We start from the raw sequence: 20913 nt of genomic DNA, 5'->3' as shown, positions 1-20913 counted from the left end.
CGTTCAGATAACGCAAAAATACCAAAACCGGTTCAATAAACACACCATGGCGCGGGGTGGAGCAGCCCGGTAGCTCGTCAGGCTCATAACCTGAAGGCCGCAGGTTCAAATCCTGCCCCCGCAACCATCTTTACTTGCGACCCCGTAGCACCCGCTGCGGGGTTTTTGCTTTGCGTGGAAATCGTAAGGATTCCAGCAAGATCGCCCTGAACGTCGATCTCCACCTTGCCCTCCACCGGCGTCAGAACGATCTGGTCCACCAGCGAGCGCAGGATGTCCGCCGCTTCGATCCGCTTCTTTTCTTCTTCGTCCTGCAAGGCTTCGTAGAACTGCTGGACCCGCTTGCGATATTGCAGCGCCATCGACGGGTGCAGCAGGGGAGGCGGTTCCTCAGCCTCGGCCAGGAACGCTCTCAGCTCCGCTTTCCGAGCTTCCAGCCGCTTCATGTCCTCCACGATTGCTTCGATCGGCCCGCCAGCCTTGATGGCGGTCAACAGCTTCGCCAGTTCACGCTCGGTCCTTTCGATCTCGGACTCGGCCGAGGCAATACCCGCACGGCCCTCCATGCGTAGGCGATTCATCTCCTGTGTGAAGATCTCGCAGAAGCGGGCGAACATGGCGGGATCGACCAGCTTGGTGCGCAGGGCGTTGAGCACCCGCGCCTCCAGCTCGTCTCGGCGGATGTTCACACGGTTGGAGCAGGTGCCCTTGTTGCGGGCCGTCGAGCAGCCGATCAGGGTCGCCGAGATCGCGGAATAGCCGCCGCCGCAGCAGGCGCATTTGGTCAGGCCCGAGAACAGATATTTGGGCCGGCGGCGATAGTTCATTGTTCGGACGTCGGCGACGCCGCTTTCGTCGCGCTCGGTGCGGTTCTCGCCCTGCCTCGCCTTCACGGCGTTCCAGAGATCGTCGTCGAGGATGCGCAGTTCCGGCGCTTCCTGAATGACCCATTCCGATTCCGGGTTGGGGCGGGCTTGTCGCTTGCCGGTATCGGGGTCTTTGACGAAACGCTGGCGGTTCCAGACGATCTTGCCGACATACATCTCGTTGTTGAGGATGCCGTTGCCACGCTTCGGATTGCCATTGATGGTGCTGAAACCCCAATCGCCGCCGGAAGGAGCGGCGATGCCGTCCCTGTTCAGGGCAAAGGCGATGGTCTTGGCGGACTTGCCGGCGGCATAGTCGCGGAAGATGCGGCGCACGACCTCGGCTTGAGCTTCGTTGATCGTGCGATCGCCGCGGATCGGTTCGCCGTTAGCGTCCAGCTTCTTCACCACGTCATAGCCGTAGGAATTGCCGCCGCCCGACTTGCCCGCCTCGACCCGGCCGCGTTGTCCGCGCCGGGTCTTGTCGGCCAGATCCTTCAGGAACAGCGCGTTCATCGTGCCCTTGAGCCCGACATGCAGATGCGAGACTTCACCCTCGGAGAGGGTGAACATTTTCACGTCGGAATAAGACATGCGCTTGAAGAGGCCCGCTATGTCCTCCTGATCGCGCGAAAGCCGATCCATGGCTTCGGCGAGGATCAGATCGAAACGCCCGCGCGTGGCGTCGGAAATCAGGGCTTGGATGCCGGGGCGCAGCAGAGACGAACCAGAGATCGCGTGATCGGAATACTCCTCGACGATCCGCCAGCCCTGCTTCTCCGCATGAAGGCGGCACATGCGGAACTGGTCGGCGATCGAGGCGTCGCGTTGATTATCGGACGAGTAGCGGGCGTAGATCGCGACCTTCAATGTACCTCTCCTTTCGGCATCAGGAGGTGCGCTTCCCCCGTCGCCTCGTCATCTTGACTTCTTCCGCGTAACATTCCCGTGCCGCCTGCCGCGCCAGAAAGTCGACCAGACGCAAAAGCCGCGGGTCGGGATCGCCCCTTGGAGTAAAGGTCAGTTCCGGCTCGTCGATGAGCAGGGATTCGAGCAGCGCTTCGCGCTCGTTCCTTGTCATCTTCGCCGACGCTTGGATTGATCGTGAGGTCATACATCCAAGCATTCACCTAAATATCAGTGTAAGCAATTGATATAACACGCGTATATTGGGCGGCAGAAAGCCTGTTCTCGGCGGCTTCGGTGAAGTCTGGCGTATTCCCTCGTGCCGCAGCATATAGAAAATACTGGCGCAAATGCGCAGTATTCTTCTGCATTACCTCACAGCGGTGGGCGGCCCAAGGCATCGCTGACATCCCTTGTTTGCAAGGCCAGTATCGGCTATATGTCAGGATATAGCACGGAGGCCCGTCATGAGCAATGCGGCACAGAAGAGAGCGATCGAAAATTACCGGGCACGCTTGACGCAGCGTGGCTTCAAGCGCTTCGAGGTCTTAGCACTGGAATCCGACCGCGAGCTAATCCGGTCGCTTGCTCGCCAACTGGCGGAAGAGGGGCCGGAAGCGGAAAAGGCGCGGGCTGCGGTCAAGGCGGCCCTTGTTGCAGGTGAGCCGCCAAAATCCGGTGGCATCCTGTCTGCCCTTCGCCGTTCCCCCCTTGTCGGCGCGGATCTCGATCTGTCGCGTCCACGCGAAGAAGGGCGCCGGGTCGATCTGTGACGCGTTATCTTCTCGACACCAACATCATTAGCAACATCGTCAAACCGCAGCCATCCGAAACCCTTCTGGATTGGATGACCGCGCAGCAGGACGAGGATCTTTTCGTCACTACGTTGACCATCGCTGAGATCCGACGTGGCATTCTGGAAAAGCCGCGTGGGAAAAAGCGCGATGCGCTCGATGCCTGGTTTTCGGGACCGGAAGGGCCACAGGAACTGTTTGCCGGTCGCATTCTCTCGTTCGATGAAAAAGCTGCCCTCATCTGGGCACGATTGATGGCGGAAGGGAAGGCGGCAGGTCGTCCACGAAGCGGACTCGATATGATTATCGCCGCGATCGCGGGAGCACACGACTGCGTAGTCGTCACAGATAACGAAAAGGATTTCAGGGGGCTTCAGATCGTCAACCCCTTGCGCCGTGGAACAGAGGGGGAGGAGACATGACAACAGCGGCACCTGTGCCGATAGAATACCAGCTCATTGGCCTTACGGAGGGCGGCGGTGTTGGTGATCTGCTTTCCGGGCTTGATCAGAAGCAAGGGCGCATTCGTCTACAGGCGTTGATCTCGGAATGGCTGCGTATGGAGAATCTCGTCGTCCTGACGGGATCGGGCACCTCGGTCTCGGCAGGCGGCAAGACCATGGCCAACCTGGAGAAGGACGTTCTCGCAACCATTGAAGCGCTGCCCGACCTCCCGCCCTCGATCGCGCCCATCATAGAATCGCGGAAGAATGCAGTGGCGTTTGCGGACATTCTCGGTGCTGCAATCGGTTTTGAGGCATGGCTGTCCTTCGTCGCCAACGCCTTGGTCGTCGCCGAATCTGCAGGCGCACCGTTTTCTGCTGTCACTTGGCCAGAAACGCCGGCCCCAAATACCGCCGATTTGGGTTGGTTCGTTCGCCGCCTGCGGATCGCCATCTTCGCAGAATGTGCGCTATCACTGCCAGACACCACGTCCGCGACTTCGGCAAAGGGGATCGCACCCCAATTGGCGTTTCTCTCAAAACTCGTTGCCCGCGACAGCAATCTCGGGCGCACCCATCTTTTCACCTTGAACTACGACACCCTATTCGAACAGGCGCTGGAACTTCTGGGCGTCCAGTACTTCGATGGGTTCACGGGGCGCGCGGCGGCGCGCTTCGATCCGTCCGTCTATGGGCTCGACATCTATTATCCCGGCGAGGTGGCGGAAGGCCGTGTCCGCCGTTTCGACAAGTTTCTGCATTTCTACAAGCTGCACGGCTCGATCCACTGGTTCGAGCAAGGCGATGAAATGCGCGCCCGTCATCCCGACCTGACGCTTTTCCAGTCCTATGCAGCGAAGAGTCCGGCGGACAAGGCGGCGGCACTCGTGCCACTGGCTGACAAAACGCCCTCGGTAGGCATCCTGCCCACCGCCAACAAGTTCGCGCAGACGCTGACCATGCCCTACGCGCATCTGTTCCGGTCGTTCCAGGTCCGACTCGGCATTCCCCAAACCTTCTTGCTCGTCCTCGGTTATGGGTTCGGGGATGAGCATGTCAGCCGGATCATCGAGAATGCCTTGATGAATCCTTCGCTGGTGATGCTGGTAATCGAACCCAATCCAGAAAGTCCGGTCATCGAACGCATCCGACGCTACAAGGATCTCGGCAAACGCGCCTTCGTTCTCTGCCCCACGACAGATGCTTTCGCCGCCGCGCCTTTCACATTTGCGACGTTCGACGACTTTGCGACCTCGGTGATGCCCGACGTGCAATGGCTCGACGACTTCCTGCGGCTGCGGCGTTTCGAGAAACAGATTGCCTCCTCTGAAACGCCAACCGATCCAAACGCCGGTGTGGGGGCTTAGATGGATAATCCCCGGCTTGTCGGCCATATCGTTTCGGTCCAGGGTTTTCGGGTCAAGGTAGAGTTGCTCCCCGAAACCCGTTCGGCGTTACGTGCCACTCTGGATGGCGTTCAGGTCGCGATCGCGATCAATGCTTACCTGACCTTCTCGCTCGGGGCGGGGGAGACCGTCATCGGCATCATCACCGATCTGGAGGCCCGCGAGACCTTCGATCCGAACAGCGGCGATGATCTCAGTCTCGAACTGATGAAGCCGCGCCGCGTCGCCAGCGTACAATTGCTGGGCGCCATCGAGCATGCGGATGATGAACCCTCCTTCAGCCCAGGCATTTCCGTTCTGCCGACGCTCGATACGCCAGCCGAGATCGGCTCACCCGACATATTACGGGCGGTCTTCGAGATTCCTCCCCGCCGCAATAAGCCGGAAGACTACGACGATAAGGACTTCGACTGTGACCTGAGAATAGGGTTTCCGACTGGTCAGGCCCGCAACGTCGTGCGCGCTTCCTACAATGACCTGTTTTCGCGGCCTTTAGCTATCGTAGGCAACACTGGGTCCGGCAAGTCATTCTCCGTATCGAGCCTGATACAGAAAGCCATGAAGGCCCTCGATGGCGCGGCCGAGGAGCCGCATGTCTTCATCCTCGATATCAACGGGGAGTACGGCAAAGCCTTTCCGACAGTTGCAACAACCGCGCGTTTGCCGGACCGAATCTATCTGAACGGCAGGGAGTTCGGTCTCCCTCTCTGGTTCATGAATGCCGAAGAGATCTGTGCCTGGCTCAGTGCGGCGGAGCAGACACAAGAGCCTGTGCTGAAGGATTGGTGGGCGATCGCCAAGGGCGGCGATGCCGCCGCCGCTGTCAGTATGAACGCGCTCCAAAACGCCATGAGTGCACTCGATCAACTTCTCAGCGAACTGACCAAGATCAAGAAAAAGGCAGCAGGTTCGCATTGTGATGCCGTGACAGGCCATCTAGCAGATACCGACATCGATACTGCAGCCTTCGAGGTGTTGTTCGAGAACCATCGGCTCGTCAACGACTACAACACCGAGGTCATGAACAACCAAGCTGCAATTGCGGCAGAGGCGGAAAAGCTCAAGGACGTCATCAGAGGTAAGATTGTGGGTGGAAACGCGACGGCAGAAGCCGGAGTGCGGACGGCCGACTCTCCGTTGCCAATTAGTCGAGCTACGCTGACCGATCCCTCCCTTATCAACCGCGCGGTATCGAAGGAGGATAGCTTTCGCGTCGACGCCCATCTCACCACACTAAAATTGCGCCTCAAGACTCGTTTGGATGACAAGCGTTGGCGGGCCTTTCTAAACTACGAGGATACCGGTACGAAAATCGAGAATCTGTCAGGCTGGTTCCGGCGCTTCGGGCTTGGTGCGGCAATGGGACCAAAGGTTTCAGTTCTCGATCTCTCCATGCTCAGCAACGAGGTTCTGCCCTACGCCTGTGCGATAATCGGCCGTGTGTTGCTGGAAGCGCGTGAGCGCCTGCCGGCGGCTTCGCGCTACAGGAATCCCTGGGTTTTGGTGCTCGAGGAAGCACACAATTATGCTCGTCCAGCCAGATCCGATGAGGATCGGGGACATCGCCTTGCGCGTCTTACTTATGAACGGATCGCCAAGGAGGGGCGTAAATTCGGTCTTTCGCTTATCATCGCCAGCCAGCGGCCGAGCGAGATCAGCCAGACCATCATCAGCCAATGCGCGAACTTCATCAGCCACCGGCTTCAGAACCCCGACGATATCGACCATTTCCGCCGGATCATCCCCATGCAAGCGCGGCGACTGTTGGATCAGGTGACTATCCTAGCCTCCGGTGAGGCGATTGTTTTCGGTAGTGCCTTCCATATCCCGACACGCGTACAGTTCGACCGGCCTGATCCGGGTCCGTACAGCCAGACTGCAGCTCCGTTCCATGAATGGTCAAAGAGTAGCACGCCATTTCCCCTCGATACCGTGATTGATGCGTGGGGCACCTGACCGTACATTTCCTCGGGTAATCCAGTGGGCGAGCGGGCAGTCATGGCAGCACCCTTAGACGATGATCTCCTCGGCATTTGGGGAGGGAAAGCCTTCCCCCTGGCCGGCGCCGCAGTCGCCGGCACACCCCCTTCTGCGGGGAGATCCCCAGGCTGTGCAGAAACTCAGCGAGGACTCGATGCGGCCGCGATGACGCAAACCGAATAGAGCGGGGTTCTCAGCCCCGCGACATCAGCGCTCCGGTTCCGAAGGCGTTCGAAGCGCGGATAATGTTGAATGCCAGAACCGAGAGGGCAGCTTCGGCTTTCACCCGCCGCAAACCGCGGGTCAGGAAGCGACCTCCGCCAGACATTCGCTTGATGGTGCCGAAGGGATGCTCGACCGTGCAGCGCCGGATCGTCATAAGATCAGGTTTCTCCTGAACCCGACGTTCCATCCGATCGAGCGCGCCCTGATCCACGAGCCTGTGAATGGTGCGCTGATATCCCGGCGTACACTGCTGTTTGATCTGGCAAGTCTGGCAGGCGGCCGTTCTGTAACGGATCGCCCGATTTCGGGTATGCTTGCCCTTGGGATACATAGTTTCACCAGCAGGGCAGCGGATCGTGTCGGTCTGCTCGTCATGGACGAATTGCACGGGGCGGAAGTATTGCGCGCTCATGGCCCCGCGCTTGATCGGCGCTGCCACGCGGACACCGTCCTGTTCGCAACGCGCGACTTCCTGCGCGTTCGAGTAGCCTCCGTCCGCCAGCACTTCGAGCTGGTCGACGTCGAGCACTTCTTTTGCCGCTATCGCCATTGGATGCAGCAACTGGCTGTCGTTGGCTTCGTTGGCGACATCGTTGTGAATGATCAGCCCGCTTTCGATATCGACGACACTCTGGAGATTATAGGCCGGGAACTTCGGCGCCCGGCCATATCCCATTGGTCGTGCATCCGGCTCTCCGAAGACCACGACGTTGGTATCATGCTCAGCAAGTTCGGCCTGCCGCTTTTCCAAGCGCTGCTTACGGCGTTCGAGTGACGCGATCGCGCTGGCAAACGCCGCGCGATTGACCGTCTGATCGCGCGCGCCCGCCGAGTGTTGATCTGCTATGTTGAGGCGGTCGAGATAGTAGGCGATTTCTGTTTCGGTATGAGCGATGTCGCGTGCCAAACGATCCGCTCCTGCAATATTCTTCGCGCTGGCAACCGCCCGCATCTTTGTTCCGTCCAGCGCCACCTTGCCAGGAGTGACCAAGCCGTTCTCGCGACAGAAGCTGATGAATGCGGCCCCCGTGCGGATGATCGCTTCGGGGTTGTCGTGCCGGAACGCCGCAATGGTCCGATAGTCCGGGGTCATGCGCCGCATCAGCCAGATGGCCTCCAGATCGCGCTGGCAGGCGCGCTCCAATTGTCGCGATGAACGCAACTGGTTCAGGTAGCCCCAGATGTAGAGCCGCAGCATGTCGCCGGGGTGATAGCCAGGTCGTCCTGTCGGGGCAGAGACGGTGCGCTCGAAGCCGAGCGCCGTGAGATCGAGGGTTTCGACGAAGGCATCAATGACGCGGACGAGAGAGTCCTGCGACACGTAATCTTCAACACAGGCCGGCAGCAGTAACGGCTGGCTCCGGTCATATCCCTCAATAAAGCGTCCCATCGTGCCCCCGTCCCGCAAATAATTAAGTGTACCATCCGCAGGTGAATAACCCCAGTAAATGCTTGGCAATACGAGCAATATCTACTGAGCGCGCTTGGGCTTCCCGTCCTCACTGTTCGGCGGCGCTGTCCAGCTACCCGACCAGATGGAAACTTCGGATCGTCCCTGCCTAGACTCTCGCCAATATGTCGATTAGTCTCGACATATGGAATCAGATAATGCCATCCTCGCTTTCGCCGCGCTCGCGCAACCGACCCGACTCGACGTGTTCCGTCTACTGATGGAGCATGAGCCGGACGGGTTGCCCGCAGGCGAGATCGCCCGCAGGTTAGATGTCCCCCACAATACGATGTCCACACATCTGGCGACGCTGACGCGCGCCAGCCTGATAGAGGCGGAGCGGCATAGCCGGTCGATCATTTATCGGGCAAGGCTCGACGCCGTTCGCGCGCTTGCCAGCTTTCTCGTCAAGGATTGCTGCGGCGGCCGACCCGAGATCTGCGCGCCGCTGATCGCCGATTTTTCCCCTTGCTGCTCACCGCAAACCCTCACCGCAAAGGAGGCCACTCATGACTGACCGCATCTTCAACGTCCTGTTCCTCTGCACCGGCAATTCGGCGCGCTCAATCCTCGCGGAAGGCATCCTGAACAAGGATGGCGAAGGCCGATTTCGTGCCTTCTCTGCCGGGTCGCAACCCAAGGGGGCGGTCAATCCCTTCGCGCTGAAGGTGCTGAAGAGCTTCGACTACCCCTCTGAAGGCTTCCGCTCGAAGGGTTGGGAAGAGTTTGTTGGGCCTGATGCGCCTGTTATGGATTTCGTGTTCACCGTCTGCGACAACGCCGCCGGCGAAACCTGCCCTGTCTGGCCTGGCCAGCCGATGACAGCTCATTGGGGCATCGAAGACCCTGCCGCCGTCGATGGGCCGGATATCCAGAAGGAAGCCTCCTTCGTTGCGGCCTTCCGCTACATGAAGAACCGCATCTCGGCGTTCACGTCCCTGCCGGTTGCTAGTCTCGACAAGGCGTCGCTGCGCACGAAGCTGACCGAGATCGGCCAATCAGATGGCGCGTCGTCTCCCAGAAACAGCGCGGCGTGAGGCAAGCCATGGATGTCATCATCTATCACAACCCGGATTGCGGGACTTCGCGCAACACCTTGGCGATGATCCGCAATGCGGGCGTCGAGCCGCATGTCATCGAATATCTGAAGACGCCGCCATCTCGGGACATGCTGACTCGGCTTATCGCGCGCATGGGTATATCTGCGCGAGAGCTGCTCCGTGAGAAAGGCACGCCTTATGCCGAACGTGGCCTTGGCGACCCGGCTCTGAGCGAGGCGCAATTGCTCGATGCCATGATGGCGCATCCTATCCTGATCAACCGACCCATCGTCGTCAGCCCTAAGGGCGTCCGGCTCTGCCGACCGTCCGAGGACGTGCTCGACCTGCTGCCGCCGCAACGCGGCGCGTTCGTCAAGGAAGACGGCGAGCGCGTGATCGACGAACACGGCCAGCGTGTCGCAACGGCCTGAGGGAATTGCATGTCCACCTTTGAACGCTACCTGACCCTCTGGGTCGCGCTGTGCATTGTCGTCGGCATCGCGCTCGGCCATTTTCTGCCGGGCGCATTTCATGCCATCGGCGCGATGGAAATTGCCAAGGTCAACCTGCCGGTGGCGGTACTGATCTGGCTGATGGTCATCCCTATGCTGCTCAAGATCGACTTCGCTGCGCTTGGTGAGGTCGGCCGCCACTGGCGCGGCATCGGCGTAACGCTGTTCATCAACTGGGCGGTAAAACCGTTCTCGATGGCGCTACTGGGCTGGTTGTTCATCGGCTGGCTGTTCCGGCCCTATCTACCTGCCGACCAGATCGACAGTTACATTGCCGGCCTCATCATCCTTGCAGCCGCGCCATGCACGGCCATGGTGTTTGTCTGGTCGAACCTGACCAAGGGTGAACCGCATTTCACATTGAGCCAGGTCGCCCTCAACGACGCGATCATGGTCGTCGCCTTTGCGCCGATTGTCGGCCTGCTGCTGGGCCTGTCAGCCATCACCGTGCCGTGGGGCACGCTGGTCCTGTCGGTCATCCTCTATATCGTCATTCCCGTCATCATCGCGCAGATCATCCGTCGCCGGATGCTGACAAGTGGCGGGCAGGCAGCGCTTGACCGGCTGCTTTCAAAGCTCGGCCCGGCTTCTCTCGTCGCTTTGCTGGCGACGCTTGTTTTGCTGTTCGGATTTCAGGGCGAGCAGATCATCGCGCAGCCGGCCATCATCGGCCTGCTGGCAGTGCCGATCCTGATTCAGGTCTATTTCAACTCCGGCCTTGCCTATCTGCTCAACCGGCTTGCCGGCGAACAACATTGCGTTGCCGGTCCCTCGGCGCTGATCGGCGCGTCAAATTTCTTCGAACTGGCGGTTGCCGCCGCCATCAGCCTGTTCGGTTTTCACTCGGGTGCGGCGCTCGCCACCGTTGTCGGGGTGCTGATCGAAGTGCCGGTGATGCTCTCGGTCGTCTGGACCGTGAACCGCTCCAAAGGCTGGTATGAGCGTGGCGGCAAGGTGTCCGAACTCGCGAAAGAGCAGCGTTGATGCCGGACGATCTTCCCAATCTTGATGCCGGCTGCGTTGATACTCCCAGCCTTGGTCGGCTGCGCGTAACCGACCCTTCTACCCATCCGCCGCGTATCCTGCTGCTTTATGGCTCGCTCCGCGAGCGATCCTACAGCCGTTTCCTGACATTCGAGGCCGAGCGCCTGCTGAAACACTTTGGCGCGGAAACACGCATCTTCGATCCGCATGGCCTGCCATTGCCGGACGGCGCCGAGGTCAGGCATCCGAAAGTGCAGGAACTGCGAGAGCTCTCGCTCTGGTCGGAAGGCCAGGTCTGGACCAGCCCGGAGCGGCACGGCGCAATGAGCGCGGTGATGAAGGCGCAGATCGACTGGATTCCCCTTTCGGTCGGCGCGGTAAGGCCAACGCAGGGCCGGACACTCGCGGTGATGCAGGTCTCCGGCGGCTCGCAGAGCTTCAACGCCGTCAACCAGATGCGTGTGCTCGGCCGCTGGATGCGCATGGTGACGATCCCCAACCAGTCCTCCGTCGCCAAGGCCTTTCAGGAGTTCGACGATGCGGGCCGGATGAAACCGTCCTCCTATTATGATCGAGTGGTCGACGTAATGGAGGAACTGATGAAGTTTACGCTTCTGACGCGCGACGTCTCACCCTACCTGACCGACCGCTATTCCGAGCGCAAGGAGAGCGGCGAGGCCCTGATGCAGCGGGTCAATCTGACGGCTGCAACCTGAGAATCTATCCCGCGCCGATCGCGCGTCATCGCTCGCAAGAATGCCCCAACCAACGAGGTCCCTTGAATGGATCATAGCCCGCAACAGTCGCAAGGAAGCGTCTCCGAGGTATTCCGCGCATTCCTGAAGCTGGGGCTCACCTCCTTCGGTGGACCGATCGCACATCTGGGCTATTTCCGGGACGAGCTGGTGACGCGGCGAAAATGGCTGAGCGAAAGCGCATATGCCGATTTGGTGGCACTGTGCCAGTTCCTGCCCGGTCCGGCTTCCAGCCAGGTCGGCTTTGCTCTTGGTCTGACGCGGGCGGGATGGCTCGGCGCGTTCGCAGCTTTCCTCGCCTTCACCCTGCCATCGGCCATGATCCTTCTTGCGCTTGCCATGACGGCTACGCGGCTGGAAAGCCCGTTAGCGCTTGGCGTCCTACATGGTCTCAAGATCGTCGCCGTCGCCATCGTGGCGCAAGCCGTGTGGGGCATGGCAAAAAACCTGTGCCCCGATAAGGAGCGCGCCACGATCGCGGTGGTGGCCGTGCTTCTGCTTGCCTGGGCGCCGGGAGCGATCGGGATGATGGCGGCCATACTGCTGGGCGCACTTGCCGGGCTGGCTCTTGGCAAAGGACAGGTCACGATTGGCGAGCATCTGCCTGTGCCGGTTTCACGCAAAGCCGGACTGATGGCCTTCGCGCTGTTCGTCGCCCTACTGATTGGCCTGCCGGTCCTAGCGGGGCAAGCGCAAGGATGGGCGCTGGCGGACAGCTTCTTTCGTGCCGGCTCGCTTGTCTTTGGTGGCGGACATGTCGTGTTGCCGCTGTTACAGGCTGAAACGGTCACGCCAGGATGGGTGTCCGATGATGCCTTCCTTGCGGGTTATGGCGCAGCGCAGGCGGTCCCCGGACCGCTCTTTACCTTTGCCGCCTGGCTCGGAGCGGTCATGGGACCGGCGCCGAACGGCGTGGCCGGCGCGACGATCGCTCTTGTCGCACTTTTCCTGCCGGGCTTCCTGATCCTGATCGGGGCGTTGCCCTTCTGGGATCAACTGCGCCGTAAGACGTGGGCGCAGTCGGCCATGCAGGGCGCCAATGCCGCAGTCGTCGGAATCCTCGGCGCTGCGCTTTATTCGCCTGTCTTCACCAGCGCGATCGGAGGCATGCCGGATTTCGCACTGGCCTTGATTTGTTTCGTGGCGCTGATGGCCTGGAAAGCTCCGCCATGGGTCGTCGTGTTGCTGGCGGCCGTGGGTGGAGCTGCGCTTAGCCTGTTGATGTAAGGCGGTTTCGAAAGCTATCGGGCTCACTCTGTCAAACCCGAGGTAGCACGATGCTGAATTGTGTCGCGCCACGCCAACGCTAGCCGGCGAGATCCAAGCCCAGCGACATCAGGGAGAGTTTCTGCACAGCCTGTCCCGCAACGCCCCCTTTAGAGTGAGAGTGCGGGTCGGATTTGCCGTGACGGGAAGATAGCCGGAGGAGAGTCTTCCGGCGCCCGTCGCGGAGAACCGCGATGTCCAGACATGATCGCAATGTTCGCACCGGCTCGGACCGGACGAACCTCTATGACGAAATCACCACCAAAATCATCGCCGAACTGGAGGCTGGTCGCGTGCCGTGGGTGCAGCCCTGGGGCACATCGGTCGCCAAGGCGCTGCTCGGCCTGCCGAAAAACGCCGCTACCTCTCGCAGCTACAGCGGCATCAACGTGCTCATCCTTTGGGGCGCTGTCATCGAGCACGGCTTTCCCTGCCAGGGCTGGCTCACATTCCGGCAGGCGCTTTCGCTCGGCGGCCATGTCCGCAAGGGCGAGCACGGCACCACGGTCGTCTATGCCGACCGCTTTACGCCGGGAGACGAGAAGCGCCGCGCCCGCGAGACCGGCGAGGAAGCGCATGCCATCCCGTTCCTGAAACGCTTCACAGTCTTCAACGTCGCGCAATGCGACGGGCTGCCCGACGACATCGCCACCGTCGCGCCGCCGCCACCGCCCGACCTGATAGAGCCGAGGGTCGAGGCGCTCATCAAGGCGACCGGCGTCGATTTCCGCATTGGCGGCAACAGGGCGTTCTACGTCCCGTCCCAGGACTATGTGATGGTCCCTCCGCCCCAGGCGTATTTCGAGCCGATCAACTGGCACCGGACGGCTCTGCACGAACTCGGTCACGCCAGCGGCCATCACAGCCGATTGAACCGTGACCTGACGGGCTCGTTCGGCTCGAAGAAATACGCCTTCGAAGAACTGATCGCCGAGCAGATTTCGGCCTTTAGCTGCGCCGCGCTCGGCATCGTGCCGACGGTGCGCCATGCCGATTACATCGGCAGTTGGCTGGAGGTCATGCGCGAGGATTCCCGCGCTATCGTGCGCGCGGCCTCGCAGGCGAGCAAGGCGGCCGACTGGCTGCTGTCCTTCCTGCCGGAAGACGAGCAGCGGCCTGCCACACCCGAGACGGCTATCGACAGGAGGGCAGCATGATCCTCCTGACCGACGAGCTGCGCGCGCAGCTTCTCGCCAATGGCCGCCAGCGCGATACCGATCATGTGCCGGTCGTCAAATTCTTCAACCCGCTCGGCGCCGGCGTCTGGCTGGCGACCGAACTCGATGCCGACGGCGATATCCTCTTTGGGCTTGCCGATCTCGGCGAGCCGGAGCTTGGCTATTTCTCGCTCGAGGAGATGGCTTCGGTGCGGCTGCCTTTCGGACTCGGCATCAAGCGCGACGTTCTCTTTTCCGGCGACTTTCCGATTTCGATCTGGGCCGAGGCTGCACGGGAAGCCGGCAGCATCCGCCGCGCCGAACGGATCATCTATGCCGCGGCGCGTGCGCGGCGGGGGAGCATCTGATGCGCTTCCGCCGCTGGCATAGACCCGAACCCTATGGAGATACGTCGCGCAAGCGTGCGGCGTTTCTCCGCAAGCAGCGCCTCGAACGCGAGGCGCTGCCGCTCTTCGCCGAAGAGATCGCCGCCGGCCAGCACGGCGTCGACGATGAAATGGCCCGCCGCGCCGTGTGGTGGGACGAGGCGGAACGCGAACGCCGCGACCAGCGAGCGGTGTGGTGGCGGAAGGGCCGCGCCCGGCTCTTCGCGCTGCCCGACAGGCTGCGCGCCCGTGTCCGCGAGATCTGGCGGACCTGCCCATATCCGGCCGACCCGGCGAGCTTCGTCGATTTCCTGCATCAGATCGCGGTTGGAAAGCTCGATCCCTGGCGCCCGCCGTGGCAGTTCCATCCCGAGCGGACTGCGCGGATCACCGGCGATCCGTCAACCTTCAACGAAGCCTTCCGCAGGATCGGCGGCCGCAAGGCCGGCATCGGTCCGAGCGCGCCGGACGTGGACGAATTGCTTTACTGCGGCAATCTCGGCTCCGGCATCCTGTTTCTTCGGTCGAGGCTGCGCCCGGTCGATACCGGCGGCAATGTCCACATCGCCGCGTGCCATCACGCCAACGCCGCCCAGCGGCTCGAAATCGAGGTGCGCGGCGCGTGCTCGGATACTGAGCTGGCTCTGATCGAGCGCCTGGCGCAGGCGACCGAGACGCGGCCCGTCGTGGTCCAGCGTGTCGTCATGGGAGGCCCGTCATGATCGGGCCGACGATACGCGGACACAATGGCGGACCGCCGCTTGACGAGCCCGTCGACCGGTGCTCCGGCCAGTGCAAGCACTGCATCCATTGGGACGCGCCGCCGGAAAGCGAACAGCGCGTTTATGAATGGTTCCGGCTCGGCCTTTCGCGCCGCCGCGTAAAGCGCCCGTCCGGCACCTGTGATCGCGTGCTTCTGCCGGGTCGCAAAAGCACCGTATTCTCGGCTACCTCGGCCGTGTTTGGATGCCTCAACTTCGAGGCGAAGCCGTTCCCCGTCCGCTCGACCGGGGGCGGCTTCGTTACGATTCGGTGGAACGGCCGCATCGCCTGGCAGGGACCGGAGGAGAACGTCCCGCCGCGCTTCCTTCAGGACGTGCTCGATCCCGGCCCGCCTGATGACAGAGGACAGCGTGATGATGCCTCCTGATCGTCTGCGCTTGCTGCTGGCACGCATAGAGGACGCGCTTGCGGATGCGCGGCGCAATCTCGGACTTGCCGAACGCGCACTCAGCAATCGCGCCGAGGACGAGACGGTCCGTCTCCGCCCGAAATCCCGGCACTACCACCGGCGCATGAGCCGGTGGACCGGCGCGGACGAGGCGGAATACCGGCGGGTGCTCGATCGGCTCCTGGTGGTTGCGGGGCCGGATCTCGACCGGCTCCGGCGCAAGATCGACCGGCAGGAGGCGGCGATCCTGGCGTTGCGTCGGAAATACCGGGTGAATGCGGAGCGACCGCAGCGCTTCGACTTGTAGCGCCGCGCCCGCTCCACGGTCGAGAGTGAGAGAGGGGCTGTGGATTTCGTGACGGGTTGGAAGGTCGAGAGAGGGTCTCGGCCGCCCGTCGCGGAGAACCACCATGGCCAAAGTTGCCAGGAAGTCGAAGAAGCCTGCCGTCGCGATGATCGTCTTCTCGCGCTCGCGTGATATTCCCTTCAATCGCATCCGCCTCTCGGACAGCAACGTCCGCGAAACCGACGTCGAGGCCGGTCTCGACGATCTCACTCACGACATCGACCGTCGCGAGGACATCGTGCAAGGCATTAATGTCCGCGCCATCCTCGATGCCGACGGCAACGAGACCGGCGATTTCGAGACCCCGGCCGGCGGCCGCCGGTTCCGGGCGATCGCGCGGCTGGTCGCGGCCGGACGCTTTCCCGCCGATGGCCTCGTTCCCTGCCTCGTCAAGAAGACCGACGCCAAGACCTCGGCCGTCGACGACTCGCTCGCGGAAAACATGCTCCGCCTCGGCCTGCATCCGCTCGACCAGTTCCGGGCGTTCAAGCGCATGTTCGACGACGGCATGACGAAAGAGGAAATCGCCGACGCCTATCGCACCACGCCGCGCTACATCACGCAGCGTATGCGCCTGGCTTCAGTCTCGCCAACTCTACTGGAGGTCTATGCGCGTAACGGCATGCCGCTGGCGATGCTGGAAGCGTTCACCGTCAATCCCGACCATGCCCGCCAGGAGCAGGTCTGGGAGGCTGTCCAGCGCTCCTACAATGTCCAGCCTTGGCAGGTCCGCCAGCTCCTGACCGAGACCACCGTTCCAACCGACGACAAGCGCGTGCGCTTCGTCGGCGTGGACGCCTATGAGCAGGCCGGCGGCGCGATGCTGCGCGACCTTTTTTCCGAAGACGATGGCGGCTGGCTCGAAGACGTTGCGCTTCTCGACCGCCTGGTTTCGGAGAAGCTGAAGGCCATTGCCGATGAAGTGGCGGCCGAGGGCTGGAAGTGGATCGCTGTCGATACCAGCCATCCCTACGGTTACGACAACGGCCTTCGCGAGATCACCGGCAGCTTCGCCGATCTCACCGACGAGGAGCGCGCCGCGCGCGAGGCATTGCGCAACGAGTACGACGATCTCGAATCGGAATATTCCGAGCACGACGAACTGCCCGACGAGATCGATCGGCGGCTGGGCGAGATCGAGGCCGCTCTGGAAGGCTTCGAGAAGCGCCCCGTCATCTATGATCCTGCCGAGATCGCCCGCGCCGGTGTCTTCATCAGCATCGACCGCGACGGCGAGCCTGTCATCGAGCGCGGCTATGTCCGGGCCGAGGACGAGCCGGTGGCCGATGCCGGGAACGGCGAGAACGAAAACACCATCGTCGCCGGCGGAAATGACGGCGACGTGCAGCGCGCCGTCATCACCATCGGCGGCCAGCCGGCCGAACCCGAAGAGGACGATGACGACGACGGGATCAAGCCGCTGCCGGAGCGGCTCGTCATCGAGCTGACTGCACATCGCACCGTCGCGCTTCAGGAAGCGCTCGCCAGCAACCCGCACGTCGCGATGACGGCGCTGCTCCACCGCATGGTGATGGAGCGCTATCATTACTCGGCGCCGACCGGGTGCCTGGAGGTTTCCGTTCGCCACAGGTATTTGGCTTCGCAGGGCTCCGATCTCGCCGACAGCCCGTCGGTCAAGGCGATTGGCGAGCGCTTCGATGCCTGGAAGGCCGACATGCCTTCCGACGAAGCAGCGCTCTGGGACTGGATCGCCGCGCTCGACGAGGCGAGCCGCATGGCGCTTCTCGCCCATTGCGTCAGCTATGGCGTGAATGCGCTTTACGAGCGTCCGAACCCTCATAGTGCCTCCGGTATCTCGCAGCATGGCCTTGATCGTCGCCTTGCCGGGGCCGATCGGATCGCCCGCGCCACCGGCCTCGACATGGTGCTCGATGCGGGATGGCGGCCCACGGTCGAGAACTATCTGGGTCGCGTGACCAAGACCCAGATTCTCGCGGCGGTGCGCGAGGGTGCGGGCGAACGCGCGGCCCAGCTTATCGACCATCTGAAAAAGGGCGACATGTCCAAGGAAGCCGAGCGGCTGCTGGCCGATACCGACTGGCTGCCCGAACCGCTGCGCCTGGTCGATCTCGATAGTGATGCGACCGCCGACACCGATGGCGAGGTCGAGGCTTTGCCCGACTTCCTCGCCGGCGACGGTGACGACGAGGAAGCAGCGGCTGAAGAAGACGAAGACCGGCAGCACCTCGTCGCTGCGGAATGACCGCATACGGGGCGGCGCAGGCCGCCCCGTATCGTTCTTCAACTCGCCCGGCCATCGCGCCGGGCATTTTTTATGGAGGTCGTCATGGCTGACCATATCGACATCGACTTCATCTTTCAGGCCGACCGAGAAAATCCCCCGGCCGAGCGGTCACTGCCCTGGGAGGAGACGCGCGACGGCGTCACCGTCGTCGTCGAGCCCAAGCCGCATTGGGCCGACGATTTGCGGGCCTTCCGCCTCGGTGCCCGCGAATATTGCTACTATGCCGACTGGAGCCGATGCGGTGCGCGCGCCCGGTTCTATGGCCATATCGATACCTGTGGCGATGACCTGCTGCTGAAGGCCCGCGCCCTGATCGTCCGCGAGATTGCCGAGGGGCATTGGAGCTGACCATTATCCCGGTCGCGTTTCAGTTTCACCAGCATCCGCCGTCCTTGCCATGCCGTGTGGAGTTGGATTCCGTCTCCGGCCTGGAACACGTCGATCCGGTGAGACCGGCATGGGGGAAAGGCTGGCGCGGCGCGGCACCTGCGACGGGATTTCGGCATCCTGTCAGAGGCAGAACACCACCCCCGCTTCCATTCGCTGACCTTGGTCTGAGCCGTTTCCTTGTCAATCAACCCACGAGGGGGGTCGGCTTACGCGAGCGTGCCGCCCTCGCGGATTCGGACGAGCCGAACGCGCGAGGGTGATTGCAGACCCGTTCAGACACTTCGGGCGCCTGTCGCGCGGGGGATGGTCCCCCGCCTCCAGAGACAGGAGCCGGAACCCATGTCCTACGCAGATGCCACCGCCTTCGCCGCCAGCCTCGCCACCACGCTCATGGTCTCAATCGTCGTGTTCCAGGCCGGAGACGGAACCCACGGCGCCATGCCCGCCGACGAATTCGACGGCGACGACGAGATGGTGAAACTGGAACTCGACCCATGGAGCTGAGGCGCGCAAGCGCCTCATTCCCGGCGGCCCGGAACGCTCAGGAGGCGTCCGGGCCTCCTGCCTTGCGATGGGGCTGCCCATCGCCGGCAACATCGCCGAGGCGGACGCCTTCGGCAGATGAGAGGAAGAGGTCGGGCCTTTGGCCGTGACGGGTTGGATGCTGAGAGAAAGGCTCTCTGCGCCCGTCGCGGAGCGATCCCGATGACCCATGCCAGCCAATCCACCTTCGCCCCGATCGGGCGGATTCTCGCCGACCGGGTGCTGCCCGAATTTCAGCGGACGCAGAAGCTGCCGCTGCGCATTTCCTGCCTCGGCACTGTCAGCTATGCCGGAGCCGCCGATGCCGATTATCGGGACCGCAGCGTCTCGCTTGGCGAAGCTGCTTCGCCGGAAGACGCCATCGCTCTTGCCGCGCTCCGCGTTTCACGCGGCGATCTCGGCCCCGGCGACGACACCGCATTGCGCTTCGAGCCGCGCCTGATCGTCATTCAGGACAGCGCGCTCGGCTTGGTTCTCGGTGGCGAAATCCGAGCCGGGATCATTCTCTGGCGGCAGCCGGTCGCCAGCGACGGCGAGGCCCGCCGCATCATCATCGAAGCCAGCCGAAAGCGCGGCTTGGCCTTCGCTGCCTCCGGCCGAGGCGATCATGTGTCGGCCCGCGTCCTGCGATTCGGAGCGGCGTTGCTGGAAGCGCGGCTGGTCGATCCGCTTTGGCGCGAGACCGCCGCCGAGCTGCTCAGGCTACCGCAGGCGGCCTGATTCCATTCCCTTCCTTCAATCAGCCCGGCTTCGCGCCGGGCTTTGTCGTTTCAGGAGCCTGACATGGCCGACTACTTCACCCATTTTTCCTGCCTGCTCGATGTGGGGACGTCCGACAACGCCGCTCGCGCCCTCGATCTCTACAATCAACTTTCCGAGGAAAACGCTTCGGAAGAGCCGCCGTCCGACAGTTTCCTCCTGTCAATCCAGCCCGAGCATGGCGGCACCAAACTCTGGATGCGCGATGACGTCACGGGCGACCCGGAGCGCCTGATTCAGTTTGTGAAGCGTTGCGCCGCCGAATTCGGACTGACCGGCCGCTGGGGGTTTCAGTATGCCAACGCCTGCTCGAAGCCGCGCGTCGACGGCTTCGGCGGCGGCGCTCATGTGCTCGATCTCGCTACAGGGGAAACCGTAGCCTGGACCTACACCGACGGCTGGCTTGCCGAAGTGCTGGATGGAGGTGATCCCGATGCCTGAGATCATCGAAACCACGGTCTATCGGCTCGACGAGCTTTCCGATGCCGCAAAGGACAAGGCCCGCGCCTGGTATCGTGAAGGCGGCTTCGACTATGACTGGTACGATTCCGTCTATGAGGATTTCCAGCAGATCGCGGAAATCCTCGGAATCCGCTTCAAGACCCGCACCGTCCGCCTCATGGCCGACGGCACACGTCAGGAGCCTCGTGTCGCCTTTACAGGCTTCTGGTCGCAGGGCGATGGCGCATCGTTCGAATGCTATTATTCGTATCGGAGGAATGCCGCGGCCGAGATCCGATCCTATGCGCCGCAGGACAAGAAGCTGCATGAGATTGCCGATGCGTTGCTGGCGATCCAGCGCCGGAACTTCTACCAGCTTCGCGCCGAGACTAGCCATCGTGGGCACTACTATCACGAGTATTGCATGTCCATTTCGGTCGAACGTGACAGCCCCACCTATCAGGACATGACCGCCGACGCCGAGGAGATCGTCCTCGAGGCGCTGCGCGATCTGGCCCGCTGGCTCTATCGCCAATTGGAGCGCGAATACGAATACCTGTCCTCGGACGAGGCAGTCGATGAGACGATCATCGCCAATGAATACACCTTTACCGAAACAGGTCGCCGGTTCGGCTGACGCCATTTGAGCGCCCCCTCTACAGGCGGGGCGCTCTTTTTGTGTCTGCCATGGTCTGGTCGGCAAGCAAGGCCGGCCATGTTGCCACTCACCCTTCGGCCGCCAGGGGCCGCGATCGGCGGCTTTCGGCGATTTTGGCCGATGGAGTGAGAGTGAGAGCGAGGCCGGGACGGATGCGAGCCTGCGCGGT

The 20913-nt window shown here is 62.3% G+C and carries 24 protein-coding genes, 1 tRNA gene and 1 pseudogene; 23 read left to right on the top strand and 3 right to left on the bottom strand.

Going from position 1 to position 20913, the window contains the following annotated elements; genetic code table 11:
* Window positions 1–50: 50 nt before the first annotated feature.
* Together J9800_RS05405 and J9800_RS22175 are read left to right on the top strand one after the other, a co-directional pair.
* A tRNA-Met gene (locus J9800_RS05405) sits at window positions 51–127 on the top strand.
* 43 nt (window positions 128–170) lie between these two features.
* Window positions 171–572, top strand: coding sequence for a hypothetical protein (locus J9800_RS22175; protein WP_353618726.1), 402 nt, complete (start codon window positions 171–173; stop codon window positions 570–572).
* A gap of 78 nt (window positions 573–650) precedes the next feature.
* Here J9800_RS22175 and J9800_RS05400 read toward each other — a convergent pair.
* Together J9800_RS05400 and J9800_RS05395 are read right to left on the bottom strand one after the other, a co-directional pair.
* Window positions 651–1736: pseudogene (locus tag J9800_RS05400) on the bottom strand (recombinase family protein); the annotation flags it as partial.
* A 19-nt stretch (window positions 1737–1755) separates the two neighbouring features.
* Window positions 1756–1947, bottom strand: a complete 192-nt coding sequence (locus tag J9800_RS05395; protein WP_236774562.1) for a hypothetical protein — start codon at window positions 1945–1947, stop codon at window positions 1756–1758.
* Between the two features lie 292 nt (window positions 1948–2239).
* Here J9800_RS05395 and J9800_RS05390 point away from each other — a divergent pair, with 292 nt between their 5' ends.
* The 4 genes from J9800_RS05390 to J9800_RS05375 are packed head-to-tail and all read left to right on the top strand — an operon-like array spanning window position 2240 to window position 6371.
* Window positions 2240–2545 (top strand): hypothetical protein, encoded by a 306-nt coding sequence (locus tag J9800_RS05390; protein ID WP_075657396.1) that lies wholly within the window; start codon window positions 2240–2242, stop codon window positions 2543–2545.
* Complete coding sequence (locus J9800_RS05385; protein ID WP_142860200.1) at window positions 2542–2988, top strand: type II toxin-antitoxin system VapC family toxin; 447 nt, start codon at window positions 2542–2544, stop codon at window positions 2986–2988. Before J9800_RS05390 ends, J9800_RS05385 begins: the two co-directional genes overlap by 4 nt.
* On the top strand, window positions 2985–4376 hold the full coding sequence (locus J9800_RS05380; RefSeq protein WP_142860198.1) for an SIR2 family protein: 1392 nt from the start codon (window positions 2985–2987) through the stop codon (window positions 4374–4376). Before J9800_RS05385 ends, J9800_RS05380 begins: the two co-directional genes overlap by 4 nt.
* Entirely contained in the window at window positions 4377–6371 is a 1995-nt protein-coding gene (locus tag J9800_RS05375; RefSeq protein WP_142860196.1) for an ATP-binding protein, read from the top strand.
* Between the two features lie 217 nt (window positions 6372–6588).
* On the opposite strand, the gene J9800_RS05370 is transcribed toward J9800_RS05375, so the two are convergent.
* The gene (locus J9800_RS05370; protein ID WP_142860194.1) at window positions 6589–8010 is read right to left on the bottom strand and encodes an IS1182 family transposase; all 1422 of its coding nucleotides are present in this window, start codon (window positions 8008–8010) and stop codon (window positions 6589–6591) included.
* A 205-nt stretch (window positions 8011–8215) separates the two neighbouring features.
* On the opposite strand from J9800_RS05370, the gene J9800_RS05365 reads away from it, so the two are divergent.
* The 17 genes from J9800_RS05365 to J9800_RS05285 all read left to right on the top strand — a co-directional run bounded on the left by J9800_RS05365 (window position 8216) and on the right by J9800_RS05285 (window position 20723).
* A complete protein-coding gene (locus J9800_RS05365) occupies window positions 8216–8587 on the top strand; it encodes an ArsR/SmtB family transcription factor (RefSeq protein ID WP_046845536.1) in 372 nt (123 codons plus the stop codon).
* Window positions 8580–9107, top strand: a complete 528-nt coding sequence (locus J9800_RS05360) for an arsenate reductase ArsC (protein ID WP_142860192.1) — start codon at window positions 8580–8582, stop codon at window positions 9105–9107. Before J9800_RS05365 ends, J9800_RS05360 begins: the two co-directional genes overlap by 8 nt.
* Before the next feature lie 8 nt (window positions 9108–9115).
* Window positions 9116–9541 (top strand): arsenate reductase (glutaredoxin), encoded by a 426-nt coding sequence (arsC, locus tag J9800_RS05355; RefSeq protein WP_142860190.1) that lies wholly within the window; start codon window positions 9116–9118, stop codon window positions 9539–9541.
* Between the two features lie 9 nt (window positions 9542–9550).
* Window positions 9551–10606, top strand: a complete 1056-nt coding sequence (gene arsB / locus J9800_RS05350; RefSeq protein WP_142860188.1) for an ACR3 family arsenite efflux transporter — start codon at window positions 9551–9553, stop codon at window positions 10604–10606.
* A complete protein-coding gene (arsH, locus tag J9800_RS05345) occupies window positions 10606–11322 on the top strand; it encodes an arsenical resistance protein ArsH (protein WP_098107553.1) in 717 nt (238 codons plus the stop codon). The genes arsB and arsH overlap by 1 nt, the downstream gene beginning before the upstream one ends.
* A 66-nt stretch (window positions 11323–11388) precedes the next feature.
* Window positions 11389–12588, top strand: a complete 1200-nt coding sequence (gene chrA, locus J9800_RS05340; RefSeq protein WP_142860186.1) for a chromate efflux transporter — start codon at window positions 11389–11391, stop codon at window positions 12586–12588.
* Window positions 12589–12821: 233 nt separating this feature from the next.
* Window positions 12822–13784 (top strand): ArdC family protein, encoded by a 963-nt coding sequence (locus J9800_RS05335; protein ID WP_142860183.1) that lies wholly within the window; start codon window positions 12822–12824, stop codon window positions 13782–13784.
* Window positions 13781–14152 (top strand): DUF2958 domain-containing protein, encoded by a 372-nt coding sequence (locus J9800_RS05330; protein ID WP_142860181.1) that lies wholly within the window; start codon window positions 13781–13783, stop codon window positions 14150–14152. The genes J9800_RS05335 and J9800_RS05330 overlap by 4 nt, the downstream gene beginning before the upstream one ends.
* The gene (locus J9800_RS05325; protein WP_142860179.1) at window positions 14152–14892 is read left to right on the top strand and encodes a hypothetical protein; all 741 of its coding nucleotides are present in this window, start codon (window positions 14152–14154) and stop codon (window positions 14890–14892) included. The genes J9800_RS05330 and J9800_RS05325 overlap by 1 nt, the downstream gene beginning before the upstream one ends.
* Window positions 14889–15320, top strand: a complete 432-nt coding sequence (locus J9800_RS05320; protein WP_142860177.1) for a hypothetical protein — start codon at window positions 14889–14891, stop codon at window positions 15318–15320. Before J9800_RS05325 ends, J9800_RS05320 begins: the two co-directional genes overlap by 4 nt.
* Window positions 15307–15648, top strand: a complete 342-nt coding sequence (locus J9800_RS05315) for a hypothetical protein (RefSeq protein WP_142860175.1) — start codon at window positions 15307–15309, stop codon at window positions 15646–15648. The genes J9800_RS05320 and J9800_RS05315 overlap by 14 nt, the downstream gene beginning before the upstream one ends.
* Window positions 15649–15751: 103 nt before the next feature.
* The gene (locus J9800_RS05310; protein ID WP_142860173.1) at window positions 15752–17911 is read left to right on the top strand and encodes a ParB/RepB/Spo0J family partition protein; all 2160 of its coding nucleotides are present in this window, start codon (window positions 15752–15754) and stop codon (window positions 17909–17911) included.
* 84 nt (window positions 17912–17995) lie between these two features.
* Window positions 17996–18301, top strand: a complete 306-nt coding sequence (locus J9800_RS05305; protein WP_142860171.1) for a hypothetical protein — start codon at window positions 17996–17998, stop codon at window positions 18299–18301.
* 381 nt (window positions 18302–18682) lie between these two features.
* On the top strand, window positions 18683–18847 hold the full coding sequence (locus tag J9800_RS05300) for a hypothetical protein (RefSeq protein WP_162854490.1): 165 nt from the start codon (window positions 18683–18685) through the stop codon (window positions 18845–18847).
* A gap of 201 nt (window positions 18848–19048) precedes the next feature.
* Entirely contained in the window at window positions 19049–19606 is a 558-nt protein-coding gene (locus tag J9800_RS05295) for a hypothetical protein (RefSeq protein ID WP_142860169.1), read from the top strand.
* Window positions 19607–19669: 63 nt separating this feature from the next.
* Window positions 19670–20086: a hypothetical protein gene (locus J9800_RS05290; RefSeq protein ID WP_112585159.1), complete on the top strand. Its 417-nt coding sequence runs from the start codon at window positions 19670–19672 to the stop codon at window positions 20084–20086.
* Window positions 20079–20723 carry a DUF8835 domain-containing pootine gene (locus J9800_RS05285; RefSeq protein ID WP_142860167.1) on the top strand — a complete coding sequence of 215 codons (645 nt, stop codon included), beginning with the start codon at window positions 20079–20081 and terminating at the stop codon, window positions 20721–20723. Before J9800_RS05290 ends, J9800_RS05285 begins: the two co-directional genes overlap by 8 nt.
* Window positions 20724–20913 lie beyond the last annotated feature (190 nt).

Source organism: Ochrobactrum sp. AP1BH01-1 (assembly GCF_018066705.1).
GTDB lineage: Bacteria > Pseudomonadota > Alphaproteobacteria > Rhizobiales > Rhizobiaceae > Brucella.
The sequence above is the reverse complement of the archived record's forward strand: the minus strand, read 5'-3'. Positions and strand labels throughout refer to the sequence as shown.

Bases quoted from the DNA above. Each gene is read 5' to 3' on its own strand.
- J9800_RS05395 (WP_236774562.1), bottom strand. From the start codon at position 1,947: ATGACAAGGAACGAGCGCGAAGCGCTGCTCGAATCCCTGCTCATCGAC.
- J9800_RS05390 (WP_075657396.1), top strand. From the start codon at position 2,240: ATGAGCAATGCGGCACAGAAGAGAGCGATCGAAAATTACCGGGCACGC.
- J9800_RS05380 (WP_142860198.1), top strand. From the start codon at position 2,985: ATGACAACAGCGGCACCTGTGCCGATAGAATACCAGCTCATTGGCCTT.
- J9800_RS05375 (WP_142860196.1), top strand. From the start codon at position 4,377: ATGGATAATCCCCGGCTTGTCGGCCATATCGTTTCGGTCCAGGGTTTT.
- J9800_RS05370 (WP_142860194.1), bottom strand. From the start codon at position 8,010: ATGGGACGCTTTATTGAGGGATATGACCGGAGCCAGCCGTTACTGCTG.
- J9800_RS05365 (WP_046845536.1), top strand. From the start codon at position 8,216: ATGGAATCAGATAATGCCATCCTCGCTTTCGCCGCGCTCGCGCAACCG.
- J9800_RS05360 (WP_142860192.1), top strand. From the start codon at position 8,580: ATGACTGACCGCATCTTCAACGTCCTGTTCCTCTGCACCGGCAATTCG.
- arsC (WP_142860190.1), top strand. From the start codon at position 9,116: ATGGATGTCATCATCTATCACAACCCGGATTGCGGGACTTCGCGCAAC.
- arsB (WP_142860188.1), top strand. From the start codon at position 9,551: ATGTCCACCTTTGAACGCTACCTGACCCTCTGGGTCGCGCTGTGCATT.
- arsH (WP_098107553.1), top strand. From the start codon at position 10,606: ATGCCGGACGATCTTCCCAATCTTGATGCCGGCTGCGTTGATACTCCC.
- chrA (WP_142860186.1), top strand. From the start codon at position 11,389: ATGGATCATAGCCCGCAACAGTCGCAAGGAAGCGTCTCCGAGGTATTC.
- J9800_RS05335 (WP_142860183.1), top strand. From the start codon at position 12,822: ATGTCCAGACATGATCGCAATGTTCGCACCGGCTCGGACCGGACGAAC.
- J9800_RS05330 (WP_142860181.1), top strand. From the start codon at position 13,781: ATGATCCTCCTGACCGACGAGCTGCGCGCGCAGCTTCTCGCCAATGGC.
- J9800_RS05325 (WP_142860179.1), top strand. From the start codon at position 14,152: ATGCGCTTCCGCCGCTGGCATAGACCCGAACCCTATGGAGATACGTCG.
- J9800_RS05320 (WP_142860177.1), top strand. From the start codon at position 14,889: ATGATCGGGCCGACGATACGCGGACACAATGGCGGACCGCCGCTTGAC.
- J9800_RS05315 (WP_142860175.1), top strand. From the start codon at position 15,307: ATGATGCCTCCTGATCGTCTGCGCTTGCTGCTGGCACGCATAGAGGAC.
- J9800_RS05310 (WP_142860173.1), top strand. From the start codon at position 15,752: ATGGCCAAAGTTGCCAGGAAGTCGAAGAAGCCTGCCGTCGCGATGATC.
- J9800_RS05305 (WP_142860171.1), top strand. From the start codon at position 17,996: ATGGCTGACCATATCGACATCGACTTCATCTTTCAGGCCGACCGAGAA.
- J9800_RS05300 (WP_162854490.1), top strand. From the start codon at position 18,683: ATGTCCTACGCAGATGCCACCGCCTTCGCCGCCAGCCTCGCCACCACG.
- J9800_RS05295 (WP_142860169.1), top strand. From the start codon at position 19,049: ATGACCCATGCCAGCCAATCCACCTTCGCCCCGATCGGGCGGATTCTC.
- J9800_RS05290 (WP_112585159.1), top strand. From the start codon at position 19,670: ATGGCCGACTACTTCACCCATTTTTCCTGCCTGCTCGATGTGGGGACG.
- J9800_RS05285 (WP_142860167.1), top strand. From the start codon at position 20,079: ATGCCTGAGATCATCGAAACCACGGTCTATCGGCTCGACGAGCTTTCC.